This window comes from Pseudomonas sp. PMCC200344 (assembly GCF_030053095.1).
Lineage (GTDB): Bacteria > Pseudomonadota > Gammaproteobacteria > Pseudomonadales > Pseudomonadaceae > Aquipseudomonas > Aquipseudomonas svalbardensis.
On sequence record NZ_CP125618.1, the window covers coordinates 2,915,563 to 2,934,104 of the forward strand.

An 18,542-nucleotide genomic window follows, 5' to 3' on the forward strand; every position below is an offset into this window, starting at 1 on the left:
CTATATTGAGGGAGTGCTCTGACTTCCCTGCGTCCTGGCGAGTGCAGCCTATGGCTACGACTGACCCACTGATTATCTGCGAGCACTGCGACTGCGTGTATGAAAAAGTCACGCTCGCCAAACATCAAAAAACCCTGTGTACGCGCTGCGGCGGCGTGCTTCAGCGCTATAACGGCCTGTCGGTGGAACAACGTCTGGCGTTAACCGTCACTGCGTTGATGCTGTGGATTTTCGCCAACTTCTATCCCGTCATGAGCATCAGCCTCAAAGGCCTTAAAAACAGCGCAACACTCTGGGATTCGGTGCTTGCCCTGAGTCTGGGGCCGATCACTTTCATCGCCATGGTGGCGGCGATCTCGATGATCATCGCGCCGATTTTCCAGCTGGTGCTGCTTCTGTGGGTGCTGAGCTTCGCCCTCGCCTCCCGTCGCTCGCCCGGTTTCAGGTTCTGCATGCGCTGGCTGGAAACCCTCAGGCCCTGGAGCATGCTGGAGGTCTGTCTGCTGGGGGCGATGGTCGCGGTCATCAAACTCGCCGGATTGCTGGATGTGCTGCCCGGCATCGGCCTGTTTGCCCTGGCCATTCTCAGTCTGATGATGATCCGCATCGCTGGGCGCGACATCCGTGACCTATGGGACATCTTATGAACAGGCCCCCGGTGGCGAGTGAACTCAACCTGTGCCTGTGTCATAGCTGCGGCCTGGCCTGTGACATGACCGATGAACCTCACGAATGCACACGGTGCGGCGCGCCGCTGCATCGGCGCAAAACCAATTCACTGGCCCGGACCTGGGCCTACATGTTCACTGCCCTGGCGTTTTACGTCCCGGCTAATCTGCTGCCAGTGATGAACACCAAGATGGTCGGCAACGGCGCCGATAGCACGATCATGAGCGGTGTACTGGAGTTCTGGCAGCACGGCGCCTGGGACATTGCCCTGATTATTTTCATCGCCAGCATCGCGGTGCCGGGCATCAAGTTCGTCGCCCTGACGCTGTTACTGGTGACCGTTCAGCGCGACAGCCAATGGGCGAGTAAGCAGCGGTCAACGCTATACCGTTTCGTCGAGCTCATCGGTTACTGGTCGATGCTCGATGTGATCGTGGTCGCCCTGGTGGCCTCACTGGTGAAGTTTCAAGCCCTGGCCGATATCGAACCGCGCCCGGGCATTCTGTTTTTTGGCTTGGTGGTGGTGTTCACCATGCTGTCGGCGATGAGTTTCGACCCACGCATGATCTGGGATAAAGAGCAGCAAAATCCGCAAAACGAGGAGGTCATGGATGAAGTCGCAAGCCACTGACGGGCCGCAAGCCCCCGGGCAGGCCCTTGTCAAGACCCGCCGTTTCAGCGTTTCGCTGGTATGGATCGTACCGATCGTCGCGGTGCTGGTGGGGATTTCCCTGGTCGTGCACACCATGATGCAGGAAGGTCCGACCATTACCGTCACGTTCAAAACCGGCAGCGGCCTGACCGCCAACAAGACCGAGGTCAAATACCGCAACGTGGTGATCGGCCATGTCTCGGACGTGGAACTGAGCAACGATCAGAAGAGCGTCAACGCCACCATAAAACTGTCCAAGCAGGCGGAAAGTTTCACCCGCGAAGACTCGCAATTCTGGGTCGTGCGTCCGCGCATTGGCGCTGGCGGGGTGTCGGGTATCGATACCCTGCTGTCCGGGGATTACATTGGCGCCGACATCGGCCAGGCCAACGCTCGCGCAAAAAACTTTACCGGCCTGGAAAACCCGCCGCCGATTACCTATGGCGAGCCGGGCAAGCGCTTCACCCTGCGCACCCACGATCTCGGTTCGCTGGACATTGGCTCTCCGGTTTACTACCGCAAGATTCCGGTGGGTCAAGTGGTGGCCTATGCCCTGGACGCCGACGGCAAAGGGGTGAACATCGAAGTGTTCATCCACGCGCCCAACGATGCCTACGTCACTGAAAACACCCGGTTCTGGAACGCCAGCGGGATCGACGTGAACGTCGGTGCCAACGGCTTTTCGGTGAAAACCGAGTCGCTGTCCTCCATCCTGGTGGGCGGCATCGCCTTCCGCGCTCCGGAATACAGCCCTAACGATCAACCGGCCGCCGAGGACAAATCCTTCGACCTGTTCGAAGACCAGCTAACCGCCCTCGCCCCGCCCAGCGGCAAGGGGCAATTCTTGAGTTTGCGTTTCGATCAAGCCTTGCGCGGGCTCAGGGTTGGCGCACCGGTGGAATTCCTTGGCATCGAGTTCGGCAGAGTGGTGTCGGTCAATCTGGATTTCGACGCAAAAAAACGCAGTTTCCCGGTCAATGTCGGCATCGTGATCTACCCGCAACGCCTCGGCCAGGCCCACATCAAAATGCTCGAGGTCTTGAAGCATGACCCCAACGACGAAGCCGCAGGCGTACGGCTGATGGGCAGTTTTGTCGACAACGGTCTGCGGGCCCAGGCCCGTAGCGGCAACCTGTTGACCGGCCAGCTCTACATTTCGCTCGACTTCTACCCCAAAGCGGAGAAAGTCGTGTTCGATCCGACCGCCCGTCCAGTCTCTATCCCAACCGTTCCTGGCAGCCTCGAACAATTGCAGGAAAAACTGGAGGGCATGGTCAACAAGATCAACCAACTGCCGATTGAGCGCATCGCCGGCAACCTGGACAGCAACCTCGTCGAACTGCGCAAAGGCCTCGCACAATTCAACGCCAAGACCCTCCCCGGCGTGCAGACCACCCTGGCGGACGTCAGCAAGACCCTGCAATCGGCCAGTTCGACCTTGGCCGAAGACTCGCCGCAACGCGAACAATTAGGTCAGACCCTGGACGAGCTCGGGCGCATGTCGCGCTCCTTGCGTGAACTCTCGGATTACCTCGGACGCCATCCGGAATCGCTGATTCGCGGTCGTCCCGACAATGCTGCGCCGATCGACCTGCAAGGGCCGCCGCGCAAATGACCACAGGAGCATCACCCATGGCTTTTCCGTTGAAGATCGCCTTGGTCACCGCGCTGTTACTGCTCACGGCCTGCCGCGGTGATCCGATTCAATTCCACACCCTGACCCCGGCCCAACCGAGCGGCATTTCAAGGACCAGCGCTGCGGATATCCAGATCGAGGGCCTCAGCGTCCCTCCCCAGGTCGACCGCCCGCAAATCGTTATTCGCCAGGGCAACAGCGGCCTGGCGATCCTCGAAACCGAATGGTGGGGCGCGAGCCTGTCGGATGAATTGCGCAGTGCCCTGGTCGATCAACTGGTCAACAGCAATCCCCAGCGCAGGGTTTCGGTGCGGCTGGACGTGCAACGTTTTGATTCGATCCCCGGCCAATACGCGCTGATTGACGTCAAATGGCGCCTGCGCAATCTTGGGGAAAGCGAGAACGCGCTGATCACTTGCCGCAGCACATTGCAGACACCTTCAGGGCCTTCCATAGATGAATTGGTTGCGGCTCAGCAAAACAACGTCAAACGCCTGGCCGCGTTGATTAACCAGGCAGCGGGTGGAACACAAAGAGGTTGCCCGGCGAATCAGTGAGTTGACGTTTTTTTCTCATTCTGCGTCGTACATTTGCCGTCGCCTTAATCATGCAAATGATTCGTATTGGCCTACAATAATTGACGACCGTCCCGGTTGAATCTGCGCGCACGATTATTTAAAAAAAACAGGAGCTGCCAACGCATGAGTCCCAACATCCCTTCTTTCCTGAAAACAGCACTGCTGGCCACCGCACTGCTGAGTGCCGGTCACGTGTATGCAGCGGATGCCGATGGCATCGTGGTCTACAACGCCCAGCACGAAAGCCTGACCAAATCCTGGATCGAGGGCTTTACCAAGGAAACCGGTATCAAGGTCACGGTGCGCAATGGTGACGACACCGAGATGGGCAATCAGATCGTGCAGGAAGGCGCCGCCTCCCCGGCCGACGTGTTCCTGACCGAAAACTCCCCGGCCATGGTGCTGGTCGACAACGCGGGGCTGTTTGCGCCGGTTGCTCCGGCCACCCTGGAACAGGTCGGCAATGCTTACCGCCCGGCCCATGGCAAATGGGTGGGGATCGCCGCGCGGTCCACGGTGTTTGTCTATAACCCGAGCAAACTGCCCGAAGCCGAGCTGCCCAAGTCGCTGATGGACCTCGCCGGCCCGAGCTGGAAAGGTCGCTGGGGCGCGTCGCCGGCCGGTGCCGACTTCCAGGCCATCGCCGCCGCCGTGCTGGAACTCAAGGGTGAAGCCGCCACCCTGGAGTGGTTGAAAGGGATGAAAACCAACTATACGGCCTACCGGGGCAACAGCGCCGTGCTCAAAGCGGTCAACGCGGGGCAGATCGACAGCGGCGTGATCTACCACTATTACAGCTTCGGCGACCAGGCCAAAACCGGCGAAAACAGCAAGAACACCGCCCTGCACTACTTCAAGCACAAGGATCCGGGCGCGTTTGTCAGCGTCTCCGGTGGCGGCGTTCTGGCGTCCAGCAAACACAAGGAACAAGCCCAGGCGTTCATCAAATGGATTACCGGCAAAGATGGCCAGGCCATCCTCAAAACTGGCAAATCGTTCGAATACGCGGTGGGCAAGAACGCTGAATCCAATCCAAAACTGGTGCCTCTGCAGCAACTCGACGCGCCGACAGTCGATGCTTCAAAACTCGACAGTAAAAAAGCCGTGGAGTTGATGACTCAGGGGGGACTGCTCTAATTGATGCCTGAAACCTTGCCAGCGGGTGTCGTCGAGACGATACCCGCGAATTTGCGACGACGATCCCGCGGCCTCTTCGCGGGACGTGGTGGCGCGTGGGTGATCGGTTTGTCGGTGCTGGTTTCGCTGCTGTCGCTGCTGCCGATTGCCTTCGTCATCGGCGTATCGTTTCAGACAGGCTGGGCGACCCTTGTGCCGCTGGTGTTCCGGCCGCGGGTCGCTGAACTATTGATCAACACCGTTTTACTGGTGGTGATCACGATTCCGTTGTGCGTCATGTTAGGCCTGTCTCTGGCCTGGCTGACAGAGCGCACCAACCTGCCGGGGCGGCGCTGGTGGTCGTTGTTGGCGACCGCGCCGCTGGCGGTGCCGGCGTTCGTTCACAGCTATGCGTGGGTCAGTCTGGTCCCACCGATTCACGGGCTGTTTGCCGGGGTTCTGGTGTCGGTCATCGCCTACTTCCCGTTCCTGTACCTGCCGATTGCTGCGACGCTGCGCCGGCTCGATCCGGCCATCGAAGACGTTGCCGAATCGCTGGGGCTCAAGCCTTGGGCGATATTTTTCCGCGTGGTGCTGCCGCAATTGCGCCTGGCCATCTGCGGCGGTGCGTTGCTGGTGGGCCTGCACCTGCTGGCCGAGTATGGCCTGTACGCGATGATCCGTTTCGACACCTTCACCACGGCCATCTTCGATCAGTTCAAATCCACCTTCAACGGCCCCGCCGCCCACATGCTGGCCAGCGTGCTCGCCCTGTGTTGCCTGGTGATGCTGACCGCAGAATCGGCCGCTCGCGGCACGGCGCGTTACGCCCGCGTCGGGTCGGGAAGCGCTCGCGAGCAGCGGGTGGTGCGCCTGAAATCCGCAACTACACTCCTCGCCCTGACCGTACAGATCGCGACCTGTGCGCTGGCGCTGGGCGTGCCACTGGTGACTTTAGGTAACTGGCTGATAGCCGGCGGTACGCAGGTCTGGCAGATGGACGAACTGCTGCCGGCGCTGGAACAGACGCTGCTCCTCGGCGTTGCGGGTGCCGCCGTCACCACCTGCGCCGCCATCCCGATTGCCTGGCTGTCGATTCGCTCTCCGGGCCGGTTGCAACGTGTACTGGAAAGCTGCAACTACATCACCAGTTCGTTGCCCGGGATCGTCGTGGCCCTGGCATTGGTGACCGTCACCATTCATTTCGCCCGGCCGATTTACCAGACGACTATCACGGTGTTGCTGGCGTACCTGCTGATGTTTCTTCCGCGCGCCCTGGTGAGTTTGCGCGCCGGCATCGCACAGGCGCCGGTAGAGCTGGAAAACATGGCCCGCAGCCTGGGCCGCTCGCCTGCCCGGGCACTGTGGCTGATCACCCTGCGCCTGGCCGCGCCCGGCGCTGCCGCAGGTGCCGCGCTGGTATTTTTGGCGATCACCAATGAGTTGACCGCCACCCTGTTGCTCGCCCCAAATGGCACGCGCACCCTGGCCACCGGATTCTGGGCCATGACCAGCGAAATCGACTACGCCGCCGCTGCGCCCTACGCCCTGTTGATGATCCTGTTGTCGCTTCCGTTGACCGGACTTCTTTATCACCAATCCAAACGAACGGCTGGCCGATGAACGCTCTAGAACTCCATTCCATTTCCAAGTCCTACGGCTCCTATCAAGCGCTGGAGAGCGTCAACCTGTCGGTGCCAACGGGCAGCCGAACGGTCATCGTCGGCCCGTCCGGCTCAGGAAAAACCACGCTGTTGCGGATGATCGCCGGCTTCGAATTCCCGGACACGGGCCGACTATCACTCAATGGCCAAACGCTCGTCGACGACACACACGAAGTCCCGGCGCATCAGCGTTTGATTGGCTATGTTCCCCAGGACGGCGCGCTATTCCCGCACATGACCGTGGCCGCCAACATCGGTTTCGGGCTTTCAACCAAGGGCGGCGCGAAACAGGAGCGAATCGCAGAGTTGATGGACAGCGTGGCGCTGGATGCGAACATGGCCAACCGTTGGCCCCATGAGCTCTCCGGCGGCCAGCAGCAACGCGTGGCGCTGGCGCGGGCGTTGGCGCAACAACCGCGCTTGATGTTGCTGGACGAGCCGTTTTCGGCCCTCGACACCGGACTTCGAAGCGCCATGCGCAAAATGGTCGCTCGGCTACTGACCGACGCCGGTGTGACCACCATTCTGGTCACTCATGACCAGAGTGAAGCGTTGTCGTTTGCCGATCAGCTAGCGGTGATGCGCGATGGTCGGCTGGTGCAGTCAGGCCATCCGCTGGATCTTTACCGCTACCCCGAGGATGAACAAACCGCGCTGTTTCTGGGGGATGCCGTGGTCTTGCCCGCCAGAATCGAAGCCGGCTGGGCCCATTGCGAACTCGGTCGGATACCGGTGAACAACCACCGGAACAACAAATCGGCGCAGATCATGCTGCGTCCCGAACAACTGCAACTCGTCAGCATTCAGCCCAGCCCGACCAAGGCTGCCGGGTGCCGCGCCGTCGTGACCGAGCGGGATTTCAGCGGCAATACCTGCACGTTGACAGTCGAATTGGAGTCGTTGGTTTCCGGGCAACAGCCGGGTCGATCATTAGTGGTGCGCAGTTCGGGCCTGTATGCGCCACCCGCCGGCAGTGCGGTTCACGTCTCGACCATCGGCCATGCCCACGTACTGAGCGAAACTTGAACCCCGTCCATCAAAGATCGAACCGGTCCACGGCCCGACGCCGTTCGTTGTCATCGCGCACGTCGTAGTTGGCCGTGGTCTGGATGTTGCTGTGATGGGCGAGTTTCTGGGCGATCGACAAGTCATATTCCTCAATCACTCGGGTAATGAACGAACGTCGAAAATCATGCGGCATGATTTTCACCCCGACCTGCGCGCCCCGCTGTCGGGCGATGTAATAGATCGCATGTTTGGTGATGCGCTCGCGGGTGATGTGATTGCCGCGGCGGATGCGGTTGAACAGGAACGGATCGTCCGTTTCGCCCTCTTTCAGTAGCGAGCGCCGCAGTTCCAACCAGTCATTGAGTTTGGCGAACGCCCAGGCCGGTGCGTACTTGATCAATTGCTTGTTGCCCTTGGCGGTCACACGAAGGCTGCGCTCGGCGAAATCGACCTGGTTCAGGTCCAGGTTCACCGATTCCGATTTGCGCATTCCCGAGCCGTACAAAATCCCGATGATCGCCGCATCCCTCAACCCTTGTGGCCGTGGATCGGCGGCGCAGACCGCCATCAATTCCTGGATCAGCGTGCGCCTGAGGTTGCGCCCCTGGGACAATCGCGTGCCGGCAATCCCCTTGACCGAGCGCATTTTCAGCAAGTGTTCCTGACTGATCAGGCTCATGCGCCACGCCTCGTTCATCACCCCGCGCACCGCATTGACGTACAGCGAAGAGGTGTTCGGCGCGTAGCCGTCGGTGCGCAAGGTGGCCACCAGCGCGATGACATCTTCCGGTTGCAGGTTGTGCCAGGGAATCTCCTCGACGTTCATGTCTTCAAAGCCCAACCGGTCAGCGGCGTCCTGCAACACATAACGCATGGTCAGTTGGCTGGAGGGCGCCAGACGTGCCAGGTACAGGGTCAGCGGGTTGGTCTTTGAAGGGGTTGAGTCGGTAGCGGGTAAGTCAATCAAACGAAACGGCCTTGAGTAGAAACAGTTCATTAAACAACTAAGGATTGAAACATCCTTCCTATAAAGCGGAACACTTCTGTAAGACTTTCTACTAAAAAACTCGATGAGCGGCAGAAGTCAGAACAGTGGCTGTATGACTTTCAGAATAAACAGAGGTGTTGGGCCTGGCGTATGAAGCGCCCGGACGTGACGTTATACAACACGATAGGCGAATTGAAATATGGCCTTGCCTATTCTGATGGCGCACGTCAGCAAGTCGATCCGCACTCAGGAGTGCCCCATGAAAATCAGTGTATTTGGTAGCGGTTACGTTGGCCTGGTGCAAGCGGCCGTCCTGGCTGAAGTCGGCCACGACGTGATTTGCATGGACATTGACGAGAAGAAAGTCGAGCTGCTGCAACAAGGCCACGTGAGTATTTTCGAACCGGGGCTGGCCAGCCTGGTACGCGAAAGCCTGGAAGCCAAACGGCTGCAGTTCACCACCGACGAAAAACTTGCGGTGCAGCACGGCCAGGTGTTGTTTATCGCCGTCGGTACGCCATCCCGGGACGATGGTTCGGCGGACCTGCGTTATGTGCTGTCAGTGGGCGAAGCCGTGGCGCGTCATCGTGAACAACCGGTGATTCTGGTGGAGAAGTCCACGGTGCCGGTGGGCACGGGTGACACCTTGCGCGCGCATATCGACAAGTGCCTGATCAAGGTCGGCCGCTTGCTGAAATTTGATATCGTCTCCAACCCGGAGTTTTTGAAAGAAGGCTCGGCCGTGGCCGATTGCCGGCGCCCGGACCGGATCGTCATCGGCTGCGAACGCGATGAGGTGCGTGACGTGATGCGCGACCTCTACGCGCCCTTCAACCGCAATCATGACCGGATCATGTTCATGGACCTGCGCAGCGCCGAGCTGACCAAGTACGCCGCCAACTGCATGCTGGCGACCAAGATCAGCTTCATCAACCAGATCGCCGAACTGGCCGAACACCTGGGCGCCGACATCGAATCGGTGCGCCTGGGCATCGGCGCCGATTCGCGCATTGGCTACCACTTCATCTACCCCGGCTGCGGTTATGGCGGCTCGTGCTTTCCCAAGGACATGCGCGCGCTGATCCACAGCGCCGAAGAGGCGCATTGCTCCAGCGATTTGCTGCAAGCGGTGGAAGCGATCAACCAGCGTCAGAAGCACAAGTTGTTCGAGCGCATCAACGCGTTCTACAAGGGCGATTTGCGCGGCAGGACCTTTGCCGTGTGGGGGCTGGCATTCAAGCCGAACACCGACGACATGCGCGACGCACCGAGCCGGGTGTTGCTGGAATCGCTGTGGGCCGCCGGGGCCAACGTCCGCGCGTTCGACCCGGAAGCCATGCAGGAAACCCAGCAGCTGTATCCCGATGAATCGAGGTTGATGCTGATGGGCACACCGGAATCGGTATTGTCCGGTGCTGACGCGTTGATCATCTGCACGGAATGGCAGCAGTTCAAGGCCCCGGATTTCAGCCTGATCCAGCAGCGGCTCAACGCGCCGGTGATCTTCGACGGACGCAACCTGTACGACGCCGATCGACTGGCCCGCGCCGGTTTCATGTACTTCCCGATGGGCCGCGGTGAATCGCGCAATCTGCCGATTCCGCACCAGCAGTGGCCGGCCGCTTCGGTCGTCGCTTGATTGCGACGTTAGCCGAGATCAGCCGACAGTCCCTGGGGCCAGGGCTGTCGGCGTTGCTTAGTTGCTTGGTTTCAGCCTGGCCGACAGCCTGGTGTCGTGGTGCGTGGCAATGTTCATCTTCACCCTCGTTGAAATAATTAATTACCCGCCGAATTCCTCTTCGTCGACACCCTGGCGCCGGTGCCCTGAGCGCGCTGACCGCCATAGGTGGTTTCCTGTGTTTCACGAGCGGCCGTCGGGTGGCCTTACAGCAAAATTAATGCACTAAAACTGCATTAATATGAATTTGTCAGCATCAGGAATGAACGGCACACTGTGCCCGTTCCTCCCCCAATAGTTGGAACAACTTCAAGGGCTTTCTGGGTATCCCAGCTAAGCCTTTTTTTTGCCTCGATTTTTTCAACGGATCGTCTGCCTCATGTTTGCTCGCTGGTTTCCCGCCGCCATCAACACCCGCCCCTCCGAATGGAGCCGGGCCGCCATCGGCATGTCTCTGGGCACGATGTTCAGCGTCTGGCTCTGCAGCCAGGTATTCGGCATGCAAGTAGCGCAGCACCTGATCGGTCCGCTGGGTGCATCGGCCGTGTTGCTGTTCGCAGTGTCCTCCGGCGCCCTCGCCCAGCCCTGGTCGATTCTTGGCGGCTACCTCAGCGCCGGGGTGGTTTCGCTGCTGGTCGCTCACGTGCTCGGACGAACCCTCGGCAGCGCTTGCCTGGCGGCCGGCATGGCGCTGATTCTGATGTGCTGGCTGCGTTGCCTGCACCCACCGGCCGGGGCCTTGGCGCTCCTGTTGGTGTTGGCAGACCCGGCGACCATTGCCCTGGACTGGAAAGCGCTCGGCCCAGTGTTGCTTGGCGCATCGGCCATGCTGCTCAGCGCCCTGGCCTACAACAACCTGACGCGCATTCGTTACCCAAAACGCGCCAGCGAACCGGTGTCCATGGTGCCCGCCGATCACCCGCCCACCGACAGCCAGGCAATCACCGCCCAGGACCTGAAACTGGCCCTGGCGGACATGGAAGCCTTCTTCGACGTCACCCCCGAAGACCTCGAACAGTTGATCCATGCCAGTGAGTTGCATGCCAAGCGGCGCAGCATTGGCACTGTATTTTCCAATAAGGCTTGAAGATCAAAAGATCTTGCTTTAAGGCAAAAACGCAAACTAACCCTGCACATATGCCGGTTGTACATCACAAATTTGCACTGGTACGATCCAGCATCGCTCGCGCGCGAGCTTCTCTATAAAGAACAATAAAAGCAGGGAGTTAGTGATGACTGCTCAGGTTTCTTCTCCGGGGACTTCGTCCATGGATGCCATGCAAAACGAAGTGCTGGCCGAGGTTCGCAACCACATCGGCCACCTGACCCTCAATCGCCCCGCCGGACTCAACGCCATCACCCTGGACATGGTGCGCAACCTGCAGCGTCAGCTCGACGCCTGGGCACTGGATCCGCACGTACACGCAGTTGTATTGCGCGGTGCTGGCGAGAAGGCTTTCTGTGCCGGCGGCGACATTCGCTCGCTGTACGACAGCTTCAAGAACGGCGACACGCTGCACGAAGATTTCTTCGTCGAGGAATACGCCCTCGACCTCGCGATTCACCATTACCGCAAACCTGTACTCGCTTTGATGGACGGTTTTGTCCTGGGCGGCGGCATGGGCCTGGTACAAGGCGCCGACTTGCGGGTGGTCACCGAGAAAAGTCGTCTGGCGATGCCGGAAGTGGCGATCGGTTACTTCCCGGATGTCGGTGGCAGCCATTTCCTGCCACGCGTTCCCGGTGAACTGGGGATTTACCTCGGCGTCAGCGGCGTGCAGATCCGTGCGGCCGATGCGCTCTATTGCGGCCTGGCCGACTGGTACCTGGAAAGCGATAAGTTGGGCACTCTGGACGAGCAACTCGATCAGCTCGAATGGCACGAAACACCGTTGAAGGACCTGCAAGGTCTGCTGGCGAAACTCGCCGTGCAACAACTACCCGACGCGCCACTGAGCGCGTTGCGCCCGGCCATCGATCACTTCTTCGCCCAGCCCGATGTGCCGAGTATTGTTGAGCAACTGCGTGAAGTAACGGTCGCCGACAGCCACGAGTGGGCCACGACCACCGCCGACCTGCTGGAAAGCCGTTCACCGCTGGCCATGGGTGTGACCCTGGAAATGCTCCGTCGCGGCCGGCACTTGAGTCTGGAAGACTGCTTCGCCCTTGAGCTGCACCTGGACCGTCAGTGGTTCGAGCGCGGCGACCTGATCGAAGGCGTGCGCGCCTTGCTGATCGACAAGGACAAGAAACCGCGCTGGAATCCGCCGACCTTGCAGGCGCTGGACGCCGAGCACGTCGCGAGTTTCTTCACGGGTTTTGACCAAAGCGGGAGCTGAGCCATGCACGATATCGAATTGAGCGAAGAGCAAGTCATGATCCGCGACATGGCCCGGGACTTTGCCCGCGGCGAAATCGCGCCCCACGCACAAGCCTGGGAAAAGGCCGGCTGGATCGACGACGGTCTGGTGGCGAAGATGGGTGAGCTGGGTCTGCTGGGCATGGTGGTGCCCGAGGAATGGGGCGGCACCTATGTCGACTACGTCGCCTACGCCTTGGCCGTGGAAGAGATTTCGGCCGGCGACGGCGCCACTGGCGCGCTGATGAGCATTCACAACTCCGTGGGCTGCGGTCCGGTCCTCAACTACGGCACTGAAGAACAGAAACAGACCTGGCTGCCGGATCTGGCCAGCGGTCAGGCCATCGGCTGCTTCTGCCTGACCGAACCCCAGGCCGGTTCCGAAGCCCACAACCTGCGCACCCGCGCCGAACTACGCGACGGCCAATGGGTGATCAACGGCGCCAAGCAATTCGTCAGCAACGGCAAACGGGCGAAACTGGCCATCGTGTTCGCGGTGACCGATCCAGACTTGGGCAAGCGCGGCATCTCGGCGTTCCTGGTGCCGACCGATACCGCGGGTTTCATCGTTGATCGCACCGAACACAAGATGGGCATCCGTGCTTCCGATACCTGCGCGGTGACCCTGAGCCACTGCACGATTCCCGAAGCCAACCTGCTGGGTGAGCGCGGCAAAGGGCTGGCGATTGCCCTGTCGAACCTCGAAGGCGGCCGCATCGGCATCGCGGCGCAGGCGTTGGGCATTGCCCGCGCCGCATTTGAAGCGGCGCTGGCCTACTCGCGGGATCGGGTGCAGTTCAACAAACCGATCATCGAGCACCAGAGCATCGCCAACATGCTGGCCGACATGCACACCCGGTTGAACGCGGCACGACTGCTGATCTTGCATGCTGCGCGCTTGCGCAGTGCCGGCAAGCCGTGTCTGTCGGAGGCTTCACAGGCCAAGCTGTTTGCATCCGAGATGGCCGAGAAAGTGTGTTCGTCGGCGATGCAGATTCATGGCGGGTATGGGTATCTGGAGGATTACCCGGTGGAGCGTTATTACCGGGATGCGCGGATAACGCAGATTTATGAAGGGTCGAGCGAGATACAGCGGATGGTGATTGCTCGCGAGTTGAAGCACTACCTGGTCTAGAGGATCGCCGCAGAGCTGATCGTTCCCACGCGTGGGAACGATCAAGCGATCAATCTCAAGCCAGACGGGGTTTACGTCCCGACACAAAGTGGCTCACATCATTAAACCCCTGCGTCGACGCATGCCCAGGCACAACCAGCGAATCAATGAACGCTTCATCCTCAGCCGTAATCTTCACCGCTTGAGCCTTCGTGTAGGCATCCCATTGTTCTTCAGTGCGCGGCCCTACGATGGCCGAGGTGACGGCGCTGTTGTTAAGCACGAATGAAGGTCGGGGCAACCACTCGTCGCCACTGTCAGATTTGACAGTAGCCAGTCCGACCCTGACCCCTGTGTGATAGCTCCAACCGCCGGACCCTCCCGGTCGTTCCACGAAGGAGCGTTTTCATGACCACCGAATCCCCCGACACACTGGCTGAGACTTCGTCCGATAACACCGTTCTGGTTCTGTATGCGCCGGATGTACTTGGCAGCACCAAGCCAGTGGTGGGGGGACATTGCGGTGTCTCTATACGGATTTATGACCTGTCCCCCATGGGCGCCAGGGTCAAGGTGGATGCGTACCAGGGGCAGGCACCGAACGATACCGTTGCGCTGAACCTGAACGGCCAACCAAACATCGCCAGTACGCAGACAGCCTCCACGGATGATTCTGTCTTCCTGTACATTCCCAAAAATCTGCTGAGGCCCGAGTTCGTCAACCGTCTCACCTATACGGTGACCCGTGGCAGTCAGAACATGGGCACCTCCACGCCACCGCTGGAGATCTTGTACAACGCCATCCGCCCCGGTATCGAAGACCGCATTCATGGCGACGATGGCCACTCTGAGCTGGAACTGATTCTGCCCCAGGACGTACTCGAAAACGGCATTGACGCCGACCGCGCGGCGCAGGGTGTGCAGGTGTGTTTCTCTTACCCTTACTGCCGGGCCTACGACAGAATCTGGTTGAACTGCAACGGCCAGGACGTCTACCGCGACGTCACGCCTGCCGAAGCACCGGCTACTCCTTCCGCCGAGCCGACAAGGATTTGCGTCACCGTCGACAAAGCCGTTTTCGAACGCGCCGGTGATCATCCCCGGTTCGTGTTTTCGTACACCGTGACCGACCAGGTGGGAAACGGACCTGATACGGATTCGCCGTGGTCGGTTTCGTTGTTGGTGGATGTATCTCTCAAGAGCAATCGGCTAGTGGCCCCCGACCTGGCCGAAGACCCGGATGACCCCAGCGATGACCCGAAAACCATCGACCTCAGCAAACTCGGTAGCAAGGATCTGACCGTGTTGGTGCATGCCTTTGCACCGCTGTGGCAACCCAATGACATCATTCGCGTGAAATACACGTCAACGCCGCCTGGCGGCCCGGCGGTGCCGCATTCCGTTGAAGCCACCGTTTCGCGAATCCCGTTCACCTATAAATTGATGGTGCCCAATGCCAAGGTCATTGCCGACAGCGTGGTGAGGGCTTTCTATGAGCAGGTCAGAAATGGCGCGGTCATTGCCACGTCCAAAACGACTACGGCGCAGGTGACGGGCGCAGGACAGAATGACGTGCTGACCTTCACCAATGAGCCCTACACCATCGCCCCGGCTGGCCGGCTGAAGAACGTTGAGTTGCTCCTCAGCACCAGCAATAACACCCCCATCCCCGGGGGCAAGCTCAGTCTGACTCTCCCGGCCAACTTCATGTACGCCGATGGCGGCAGCGGCCAGCGCGACTTCATCACCGACGATGTCGGCAGGCTCAGCGTCAGCCGCGTCAAAGGCGCTCTTATCCCCGGCTCTTACAGTCTGAGCGCCACCAGTGGTGCTCAGGTCGCCAACGCAACCGTAACCGTTACGGGGCTGGGGCCGGTCGGTAGCATCCCGGTCGGGAACAATCCGATCGGGATCGCCGTCAGCCCGGACGGTACCCGTACTTATGTCTGCAACCAGACTAGCCACTCGGTCTCGGTGATTGATACGGCGACGAATCGAGTCCTGACGAACATCTCGGTCGGGACCAGTCCGGCCGGGATCGCCGTCAGCCCGGACGGTACCCGCGCTTATGTCAGCAACGAGGGTAGCTTCACGGTATCGGTGATTGATACGGCGACGGAACGAGTCCTGACGACCATCCCGGTCGGGAACCATCCGACGGGGGTTGCCGTCAGCCCGGACGGTACTCGTGTTTATGTCTGCAACTATGTTAGCAACACGGTCTCGGTGATTGATACGGCGACGGAACGAGTCACGAACATCCCGGTCGGGACCTATCCGAGGGGGGTTGCCGTCAGCCCGGACGGTACCCGCACTTATGTCAGCAACTGGAATAGCAACACGGTCTCGGTGATTGATACGGCGACGAATCGAGTCCTGACGAACATCCCGGTCGGGACCCATCCGCAAGGGATCGCCGTCAGCCCGGACGGCACCTGCGCTTATGTCTGCATCGGGAATAGCCACACGGTCTCGGTGATTGATACGGCGACGAATCGAGTCCTGACGAACATCCCGGTCGGGACCCATCCGCAAGGGATCGCCGTCAGCCCGGACGGTACCCGCGCTTATGTCAGCAACGAGAGTAGCTTCACGGTCTCGGTGATTGATACGGCGACGGATCTAGTCCTGACGAACATCCCGGTCGGGAACAAACCGATGTGGGTTGCCGTCAGCCCGGACGGTACCCGCATTTATGTCAGCAATTATGATAGCCACACGGTCTCGGTGATTGGGGGCTAATCAGGGACACCCATTAGCCGGTCTCGAGTCAAGGCTAAATGTCCACTTACCCTGCAGTTCTGAACTGCAGGGTGTTTCCCTCGCCAATCCCGATCGGTTGAACCCGCCGAACCCGTTTCCTCATCGGAAAAGGGGATGCATTTATGTGCGCCAGGCAAAGCTTGGTCGTCTGGGATTGACGGTGCAAGCCGAGTAGAAAAGAGTAGAAAAGGAGTAGAAAAGGGGACGCATTTATTTATCCGATGCCGGGGGAGCTGGCAGTGACTCGGGCGTTGGATAATATCTCCCCACAGCAACCGATCATTCCCACGCGGAGTGGGGGAACGCTCAAGCATCGCGAGCAAGCTCGGCTCCTACAGGTTATGCGAAATCCTGTGGGAGCCGAGCTTGCTCGCGATGGCGTCATCGAATACGCCGAATTACTTTCCGACGAACTCGGCTTCACGCTTGGCAATAAACGCCGCCATCCCTTCCTTCTGATCCTGCGTCGCAAACGCCGCATGGAACACCCGGCGCTCAAAGCGCACACCTTCCGACAGGCTCACTTCAAACGCGCGGTTGACGCTTTCCTTGATCATCATTGCAATCGGCAACGACTTCTTGGCAATCAGCGCCGCGACTTTCAACGCTTCTTCCAGCAACTCATCTGCCGGAACAATCCGCGCCACAATCCCGCAACGCTCCGCTTCCACCGCATCGATCAAGCGACCGCTGAGGCACATCTCCATGGCCTTGGCCTTGCCCACCGCGCGGGTCAGGCGCTGAGTGCCGCCCATGCCTGGCAGGACGCCGAGGTTGATTTCCGGTTGACCAAACTTGGCGTTGTCGCCGGCCAGGATGAAGTCGCACATCAGCGCCAGTTCACAACCACCGCCCAAGGCGAAACCGTTGACGGCGGCAATGATCGGCTTGCGGCGGTTAGCCACGCGATCGCTGTCGCTGAACAGGTCGTCAAGGTAGATCTGCGGGTAGGTCAGCTCGGCCATTTCCTTGATGTCGGCGCCAGCCGCGAAGGCTTTTTTCGAGCCGGTCAACACGATGCAGCCAATGTTCGAATCGGCTTCCAGGCCGTCGAGGGCGTGGTTCAGCTCGCTGACGATCTGCGCGTTCAACGCATTCAGCGCTTGCGGACGGTTCAGGGTAATCAGGCCGACGCGACCATGGGTTTCCAACAAAATCGTTTCGTAGTTCACACGTAGCTTCCTTCTCAAAGATTGCGCGAAATGACCATGCGCTGAATATCGCTGGTGCCTTCGTAGATCTGGCAGACCCGCACGTCGCGGTAGATCCGCTCCAGCGGGAAATCGTTCAAGTAACCGTAACCGCCGAGGGTTTGCAAGGCCGCGGAGCACACCTTCTCGGCCATTTCCGAGGCGAACAGCTTGGCCATGGACGCTTCGACCAAGGCCGGTTTGCCGCTGTCACGCAGCGCCGCCGCGTAATGCACCATCTGCCGAGCCACAGCGATTTGGGTTGCCATGTCCGCCAGGCGGAACGCGACCGCTTGATGCTCGATGATCGGTTTGCCGAAGCTTTCACGCTCGCGGGCATAGTCGCGGGCCGCTTCGAACGCAGCGCGGGCCATGCCCACCGATTGCGAAGCGATGCCGACACGGCCGCCTTCGAGGTTGGCCAGGGCGATTCGATAACCTTCGCCCTCCTCGCCCAAGCGGTTGGCGACTGGCACCTTCACGTCTTCGAACAGGATCTGGCAGGTGTCGGACGCGTGCTGGCCGAGTTTGTCTTCGACCCGTGCGACTTTGTAGCCCGGCGAATCGGTGGGCACGATCAGCGCCGTGATGCCACGCTTGCCGGCAATCGGATCAGTCACGGCGAACACGATCACCACTCCGGCGTTCTGCCCGGAGGTGATGAACTGCTTGCAGCCGTTCAACACGTAATGATCGCCTTCCAGACGAGCACGGGTTTTCAAGCCGCTGGCGTCGGAGCCGGCCTGCGGTTCGGTCAGGGCAAAAGCCCCGAGCATCGAACCGCTGGCCAAAGGTTTGAGGAAGCGCTCTTTCTGGTCGTCGTTGCCGTACTTGAGAATCGGCACGCAACCCACCGAGTTGTGCACGCTCATGATGGTCGAGCAGGCGCCGTCGCCGGCAGCGATTTCTTCCAGGGCCATGGCGTAGGCCAGGTAACCGGTGTCGCAACCGCCCCACTCTTCCGGCACCAACATGCCGAAGAAGCCCAGTTCCGCCATCTCGCCGATGGCTTCCTTGGGGAAGCGATGCTCGCGGTCCCACTCGGCGGCGAACGGTTTCAGCCGTTCCTGGGCAAACTGCCGGGCCGCGTCGCTGATCTGAAGTTGTTCGTCAGTCGGGAGCATAGT

The 18,542-nt window shown here is 60.1% G+C and carries 15 protein-coding genes and 2 pseudogenes; 13 read left to right on the plus strand and 4 right to left on the minus strand.

Features of this window, described 5'->3' with window-relative positions:
* The first annotated feature begins 50 nt into the window (after positions 1–50).
* The 7 genes from QFW87_RS13220 to QFW87_RS13250 all read left to right on the plus strand — a co-directional run bounded on the left by QFW87_RS13220 (position 51) and on the right by QFW87_RS13250 (position 7,341).
* Positions 51–647, plus strand: a complete 597-nt coding sequence (locus QFW87_RS13220) for a paraquat-inducible protein A (protein ID WP_283180243.1) — start codon at positions 51–53, stop codon at positions 645–647.
* Complete coding sequence (locus QFW87_RS13225) at positions 644–1,300, plus strand: paraquat-inducible protein A (protein ID WP_283180244.1); 657 nt, start codon at positions 644–646, stop codon at positions 1,298–1,300. The genes QFW87_RS13220 and QFW87_RS13225 overlap by 4 nt, the downstream gene beginning before the upstream one ends.
* A complete protein-coding gene (locus tag QFW87_RS13230; RefSeq protein ID WP_283180245.1) occupies positions 1,281–2,936 on the plus strand; it encodes an MlaD family protein in 1,656 nt (551 codons plus the stop codon). The genes QFW87_RS13225 and QFW87_RS13230 overlap by 20 nt, the downstream gene beginning before the upstream one ends.
* Before the next feature lie 17 nt (positions 2,937–2,953).
* Entirely contained in the window at positions 2,954–3,514 is a 561-nt protein-coding gene (locus QFW87_RS13235) for a PqiC family protein (RefSeq protein ID WP_283190721.1), read from the plus strand.
* A gap of 144 nt (positions 3,515–3,658) precedes the next feature.
* A complete protein-coding gene (locus QFW87_RS13240; protein ID WP_283190722.1) occupies positions 3,659–4,672 on the plus strand; it encodes an iron ABC transporter substrate-binding protein in 1,014 nt (337 codons plus the stop codon).
* Between the two features lie 3 nt (positions 4,673–4,675).
* Positions 4,676–6,274, plus strand: a complete 1,599-nt coding sequence (locus QFW87_RS13245) for an iron ABC transporter permease (RefSeq protein ID WP_283190723.1) — start codon at positions 4,676–4,678, stop codon at positions 6,272–6,274.
* On the plus strand, positions 6,271–7,341 hold the full coding sequence (locus QFW87_RS13250; RefSeq protein WP_283180249.1) for an ABC transporter ATP-binding protein: 1,071 nt from the start codon (positions 6,271–6,273) through the stop codon (positions 7,339–7,341). Before QFW87_RS13245 ends, QFW87_RS13250 begins: the two co-directional genes overlap by 4 nt.
* A gap of 10 nt (positions 7,342–7,351) precedes the next feature.
* On the opposite strand, the gene QFW87_RS13255 is transcribed toward QFW87_RS13250, so the two are convergent.
* Complete coding sequence (locus QFW87_RS13255; RefSeq protein WP_283184573.1) at positions 7,352–8,197, minus strand: tyrosine-type recombinase/integrase; 846 nt, start codon at positions 8,195–8,197, stop codon at positions 7,352–7,354.
* Between the two features lie 373 nt (positions 8,198–8,570).
* Here QFW87_RS13255 and QFW87_RS13260 point away from each other — a divergent pair, with 373 nt between their 5' ends.
* The 5 genes and pseudogenes from QFW87_RS13260 (at position 8,571) to QFW87_RS13280 (ending at position 13,483) form a co-directional block, all read left to right on the plus strand.
* Complete coding sequence (locus QFW87_RS13260; protein ID WP_283190724.1) at positions 8,571–9,950, plus strand: UDP-glucose/GDP-mannose dehydrogenase family protein; 1,380 nt, start codon at positions 8,571–8,573, stop codon at positions 9,948–9,950.
* Positions 9,951–9,993: 43 nt separating this feature from the next.
* Positions 9,994–10,210 (plus strand): annotated as a pseudogene (locus QFW87_RS13265) (MFS transporter); the annotation flags it as partial.
* A gap of 158 nt (positions 10,211–10,368) precedes the next feature.
* A complete protein-coding gene (locus QFW87_RS13270) occupies positions 10,369–11,076 on the plus strand; it encodes an HPP family protein (protein WP_283190725.1) in 708 nt (235 codons plus the stop codon).
* Between the two features lie 145 nt (positions 11,077–11,221).
* A complete protein-coding gene (locus QFW87_RS13275; protein WP_283180252.1) occupies positions 11,222–12,328 on the plus strand; it encodes an enoyl-CoA hydratase/isomerase family protein in 1,107 nt (368 codons plus the stop codon).
* Between the two features lie 3 nt (positions 12,329–12,331).
* Positions 12,332–13,483 carry an acyl-CoA dehydrogenase family protein gene (locus QFW87_RS13280; RefSeq protein ID WP_283180253.1) on the plus strand — a complete coding sequence of 384 codons (1,152 nt, stop codon included), beginning with the start codon at positions 12,332–12,334 and terminating at the stop codon, positions 13,481–13,483.
* Between the two features lie 55 nt (positions 13,484–13,538).
* Here QFW87_RS13280 and QFW87_RS13285 read toward each other — a convergent pair.
* A pseudogene (locus tag QFW87_RS13285) lies at positions 13,539–13,751 on the minus strand (aldo/keto reductase); the annotation flags it as partial.
* Positions 13,752–13,870: 119 nt separating this feature from the next.
* On the opposite strand from QFW87_RS13285, the gene QFW87_RS13290 reads away from it, so the two are divergent.
* Complete coding sequence (locus tag QFW87_RS13290; protein WP_283190726.1) at positions 13,871–16,204, plus strand: beta-propeller fold lactonase family protein; 2,334 nt, start codon at positions 13,871–13,873, stop codon at positions 16,202–16,204.
* Positions 16,205–16,623: 419 nt separating this feature from the next.
* Here QFW87_RS13290 and QFW87_RS13295 read toward each other — a convergent pair whose 3' ends face one another.
* Together QFW87_RS13295 and QFW87_RS13300 are read right to left on the minus strand one after the other, a co-directional pair.
* Complete coding sequence (locus QFW87_RS13295) at positions 16,624–17,397, minus strand: enoyl-CoA hydratase (protein WP_052966350.1); 774 nt, start codon at positions 17,395–17,397, stop codon at positions 16,624–16,626.
* Positions 17,398–17,411: 14 nt separating this feature from the next.
* Positions 17,412–18,539 carry an acyl-CoA dehydrogenase gene (locus QFW87_RS13300; protein WP_283190727.1) on the minus strand — a complete coding sequence of 376 codons (1,128 nt, stop codon included), beginning with the start codon at positions 18,537–18,539 and terminating at the stop codon, positions 17,412–17,414.
* Positions 18,540–18,542 lie beyond the last annotated feature (3 nt).

Excerpts from the sequence above, each read along its gene's own strand:
- QFW87_RS13300 (WP_283190727.1), bottom strand. The coding sequence starts at position 18,539 with ATGCTCCCGACTGACGAACAACTTCAGATCAGCGACGCGGCCCGGCAG.
- QFW87_RS13270 (WP_283190725.1), top strand. The coding sequence starts at position 10,369 with ATGTTTGCTCGCTGGTTTCCCGCCGCCATCAACACCCGCCCCTCCGAA.
- QFW87_RS13255 (WP_283184573.1), bottom strand. The coding sequence starts at position 8,197 with ATGCGTTATGTGTTGCAGGACGCCGCTGACCGGTTGGGCTTTGAAGAC.
- QFW87_RS13245 (WP_283190723.1), top strand. The coding sequence starts at position 4,676 with ATGCCTGAAACCTTGCCAGCGGGTGTCGTCGAGACGATACCCGCGAAT.
- QFW87_RS13280 (WP_283180253.1), top strand. The coding sequence starts at position 12,332 with ATGCACGATATCGAATTGAGCGAAGAGCAAGTCATGATCCGCGACATG.
- QFW87_RS13235 (WP_283190721.1), top strand. The coding sequence starts at position 2,954 with ATGGCTTTTCCGTTGAAGATCGCCTTGGTCACCGCGCTGTTACTGCTC.
- QFW87_RS13290 (WP_283190726.1), top strand. The coding sequence starts at position 13,871 with ATGACCACCGAATCCCCCGACACACTGGCTGAGACTTCGTCCGATAAC.
- QFW87_RS13240 (WP_283190722.1), top strand. The coding sequence starts at position 3,659 with ATGAGTCCCAACATCCCTTCTTTCCTGAAAACAGCACTGCTGGCCACC.
- QFW87_RS13220 (WP_283180243.1), top strand. The coding sequence starts at position 51 with ATGGCTACGACTGACCCACTGATTATCTGCGAGCACTGCGACTGCGTG.
- QFW87_RS13250 (WP_283180249.1), top strand. The coding sequence starts at position 6,271 with ATGAACGCTCTAGAACTCCATTCCATTTCCAAGTCCTACGGCTCCTAT.
- QFW87_RS13230 (WP_283180245.1), top strand. The coding sequence starts at position 1,281 with ATGAAGTCGCAAGCCACTGACGGGCCGCAAGCCCCCGGGCAGGCCCTT.
- QFW87_RS13225 (WP_283180244.1), top strand. The coding sequence starts at position 644 with ATGAACAGGCCCCCGGTGGCGAGTGAACTCAACCTGTGCCTGTGTCAT.
- QFW87_RS13260 (WP_283190724.1), top strand. The coding sequence starts at position 8,571 with ATGAAAATCAGTGTATTTGGTAGCGGTTACGTTGGCCTGGTGCAAGCG.
- QFW87_RS13275 (WP_283180252.1), top strand. The coding sequence starts at position 11,222 with ATGACTGCTCAGGTTTCTTCTCCGGGGACTTCGTCCATGGATGCCATG.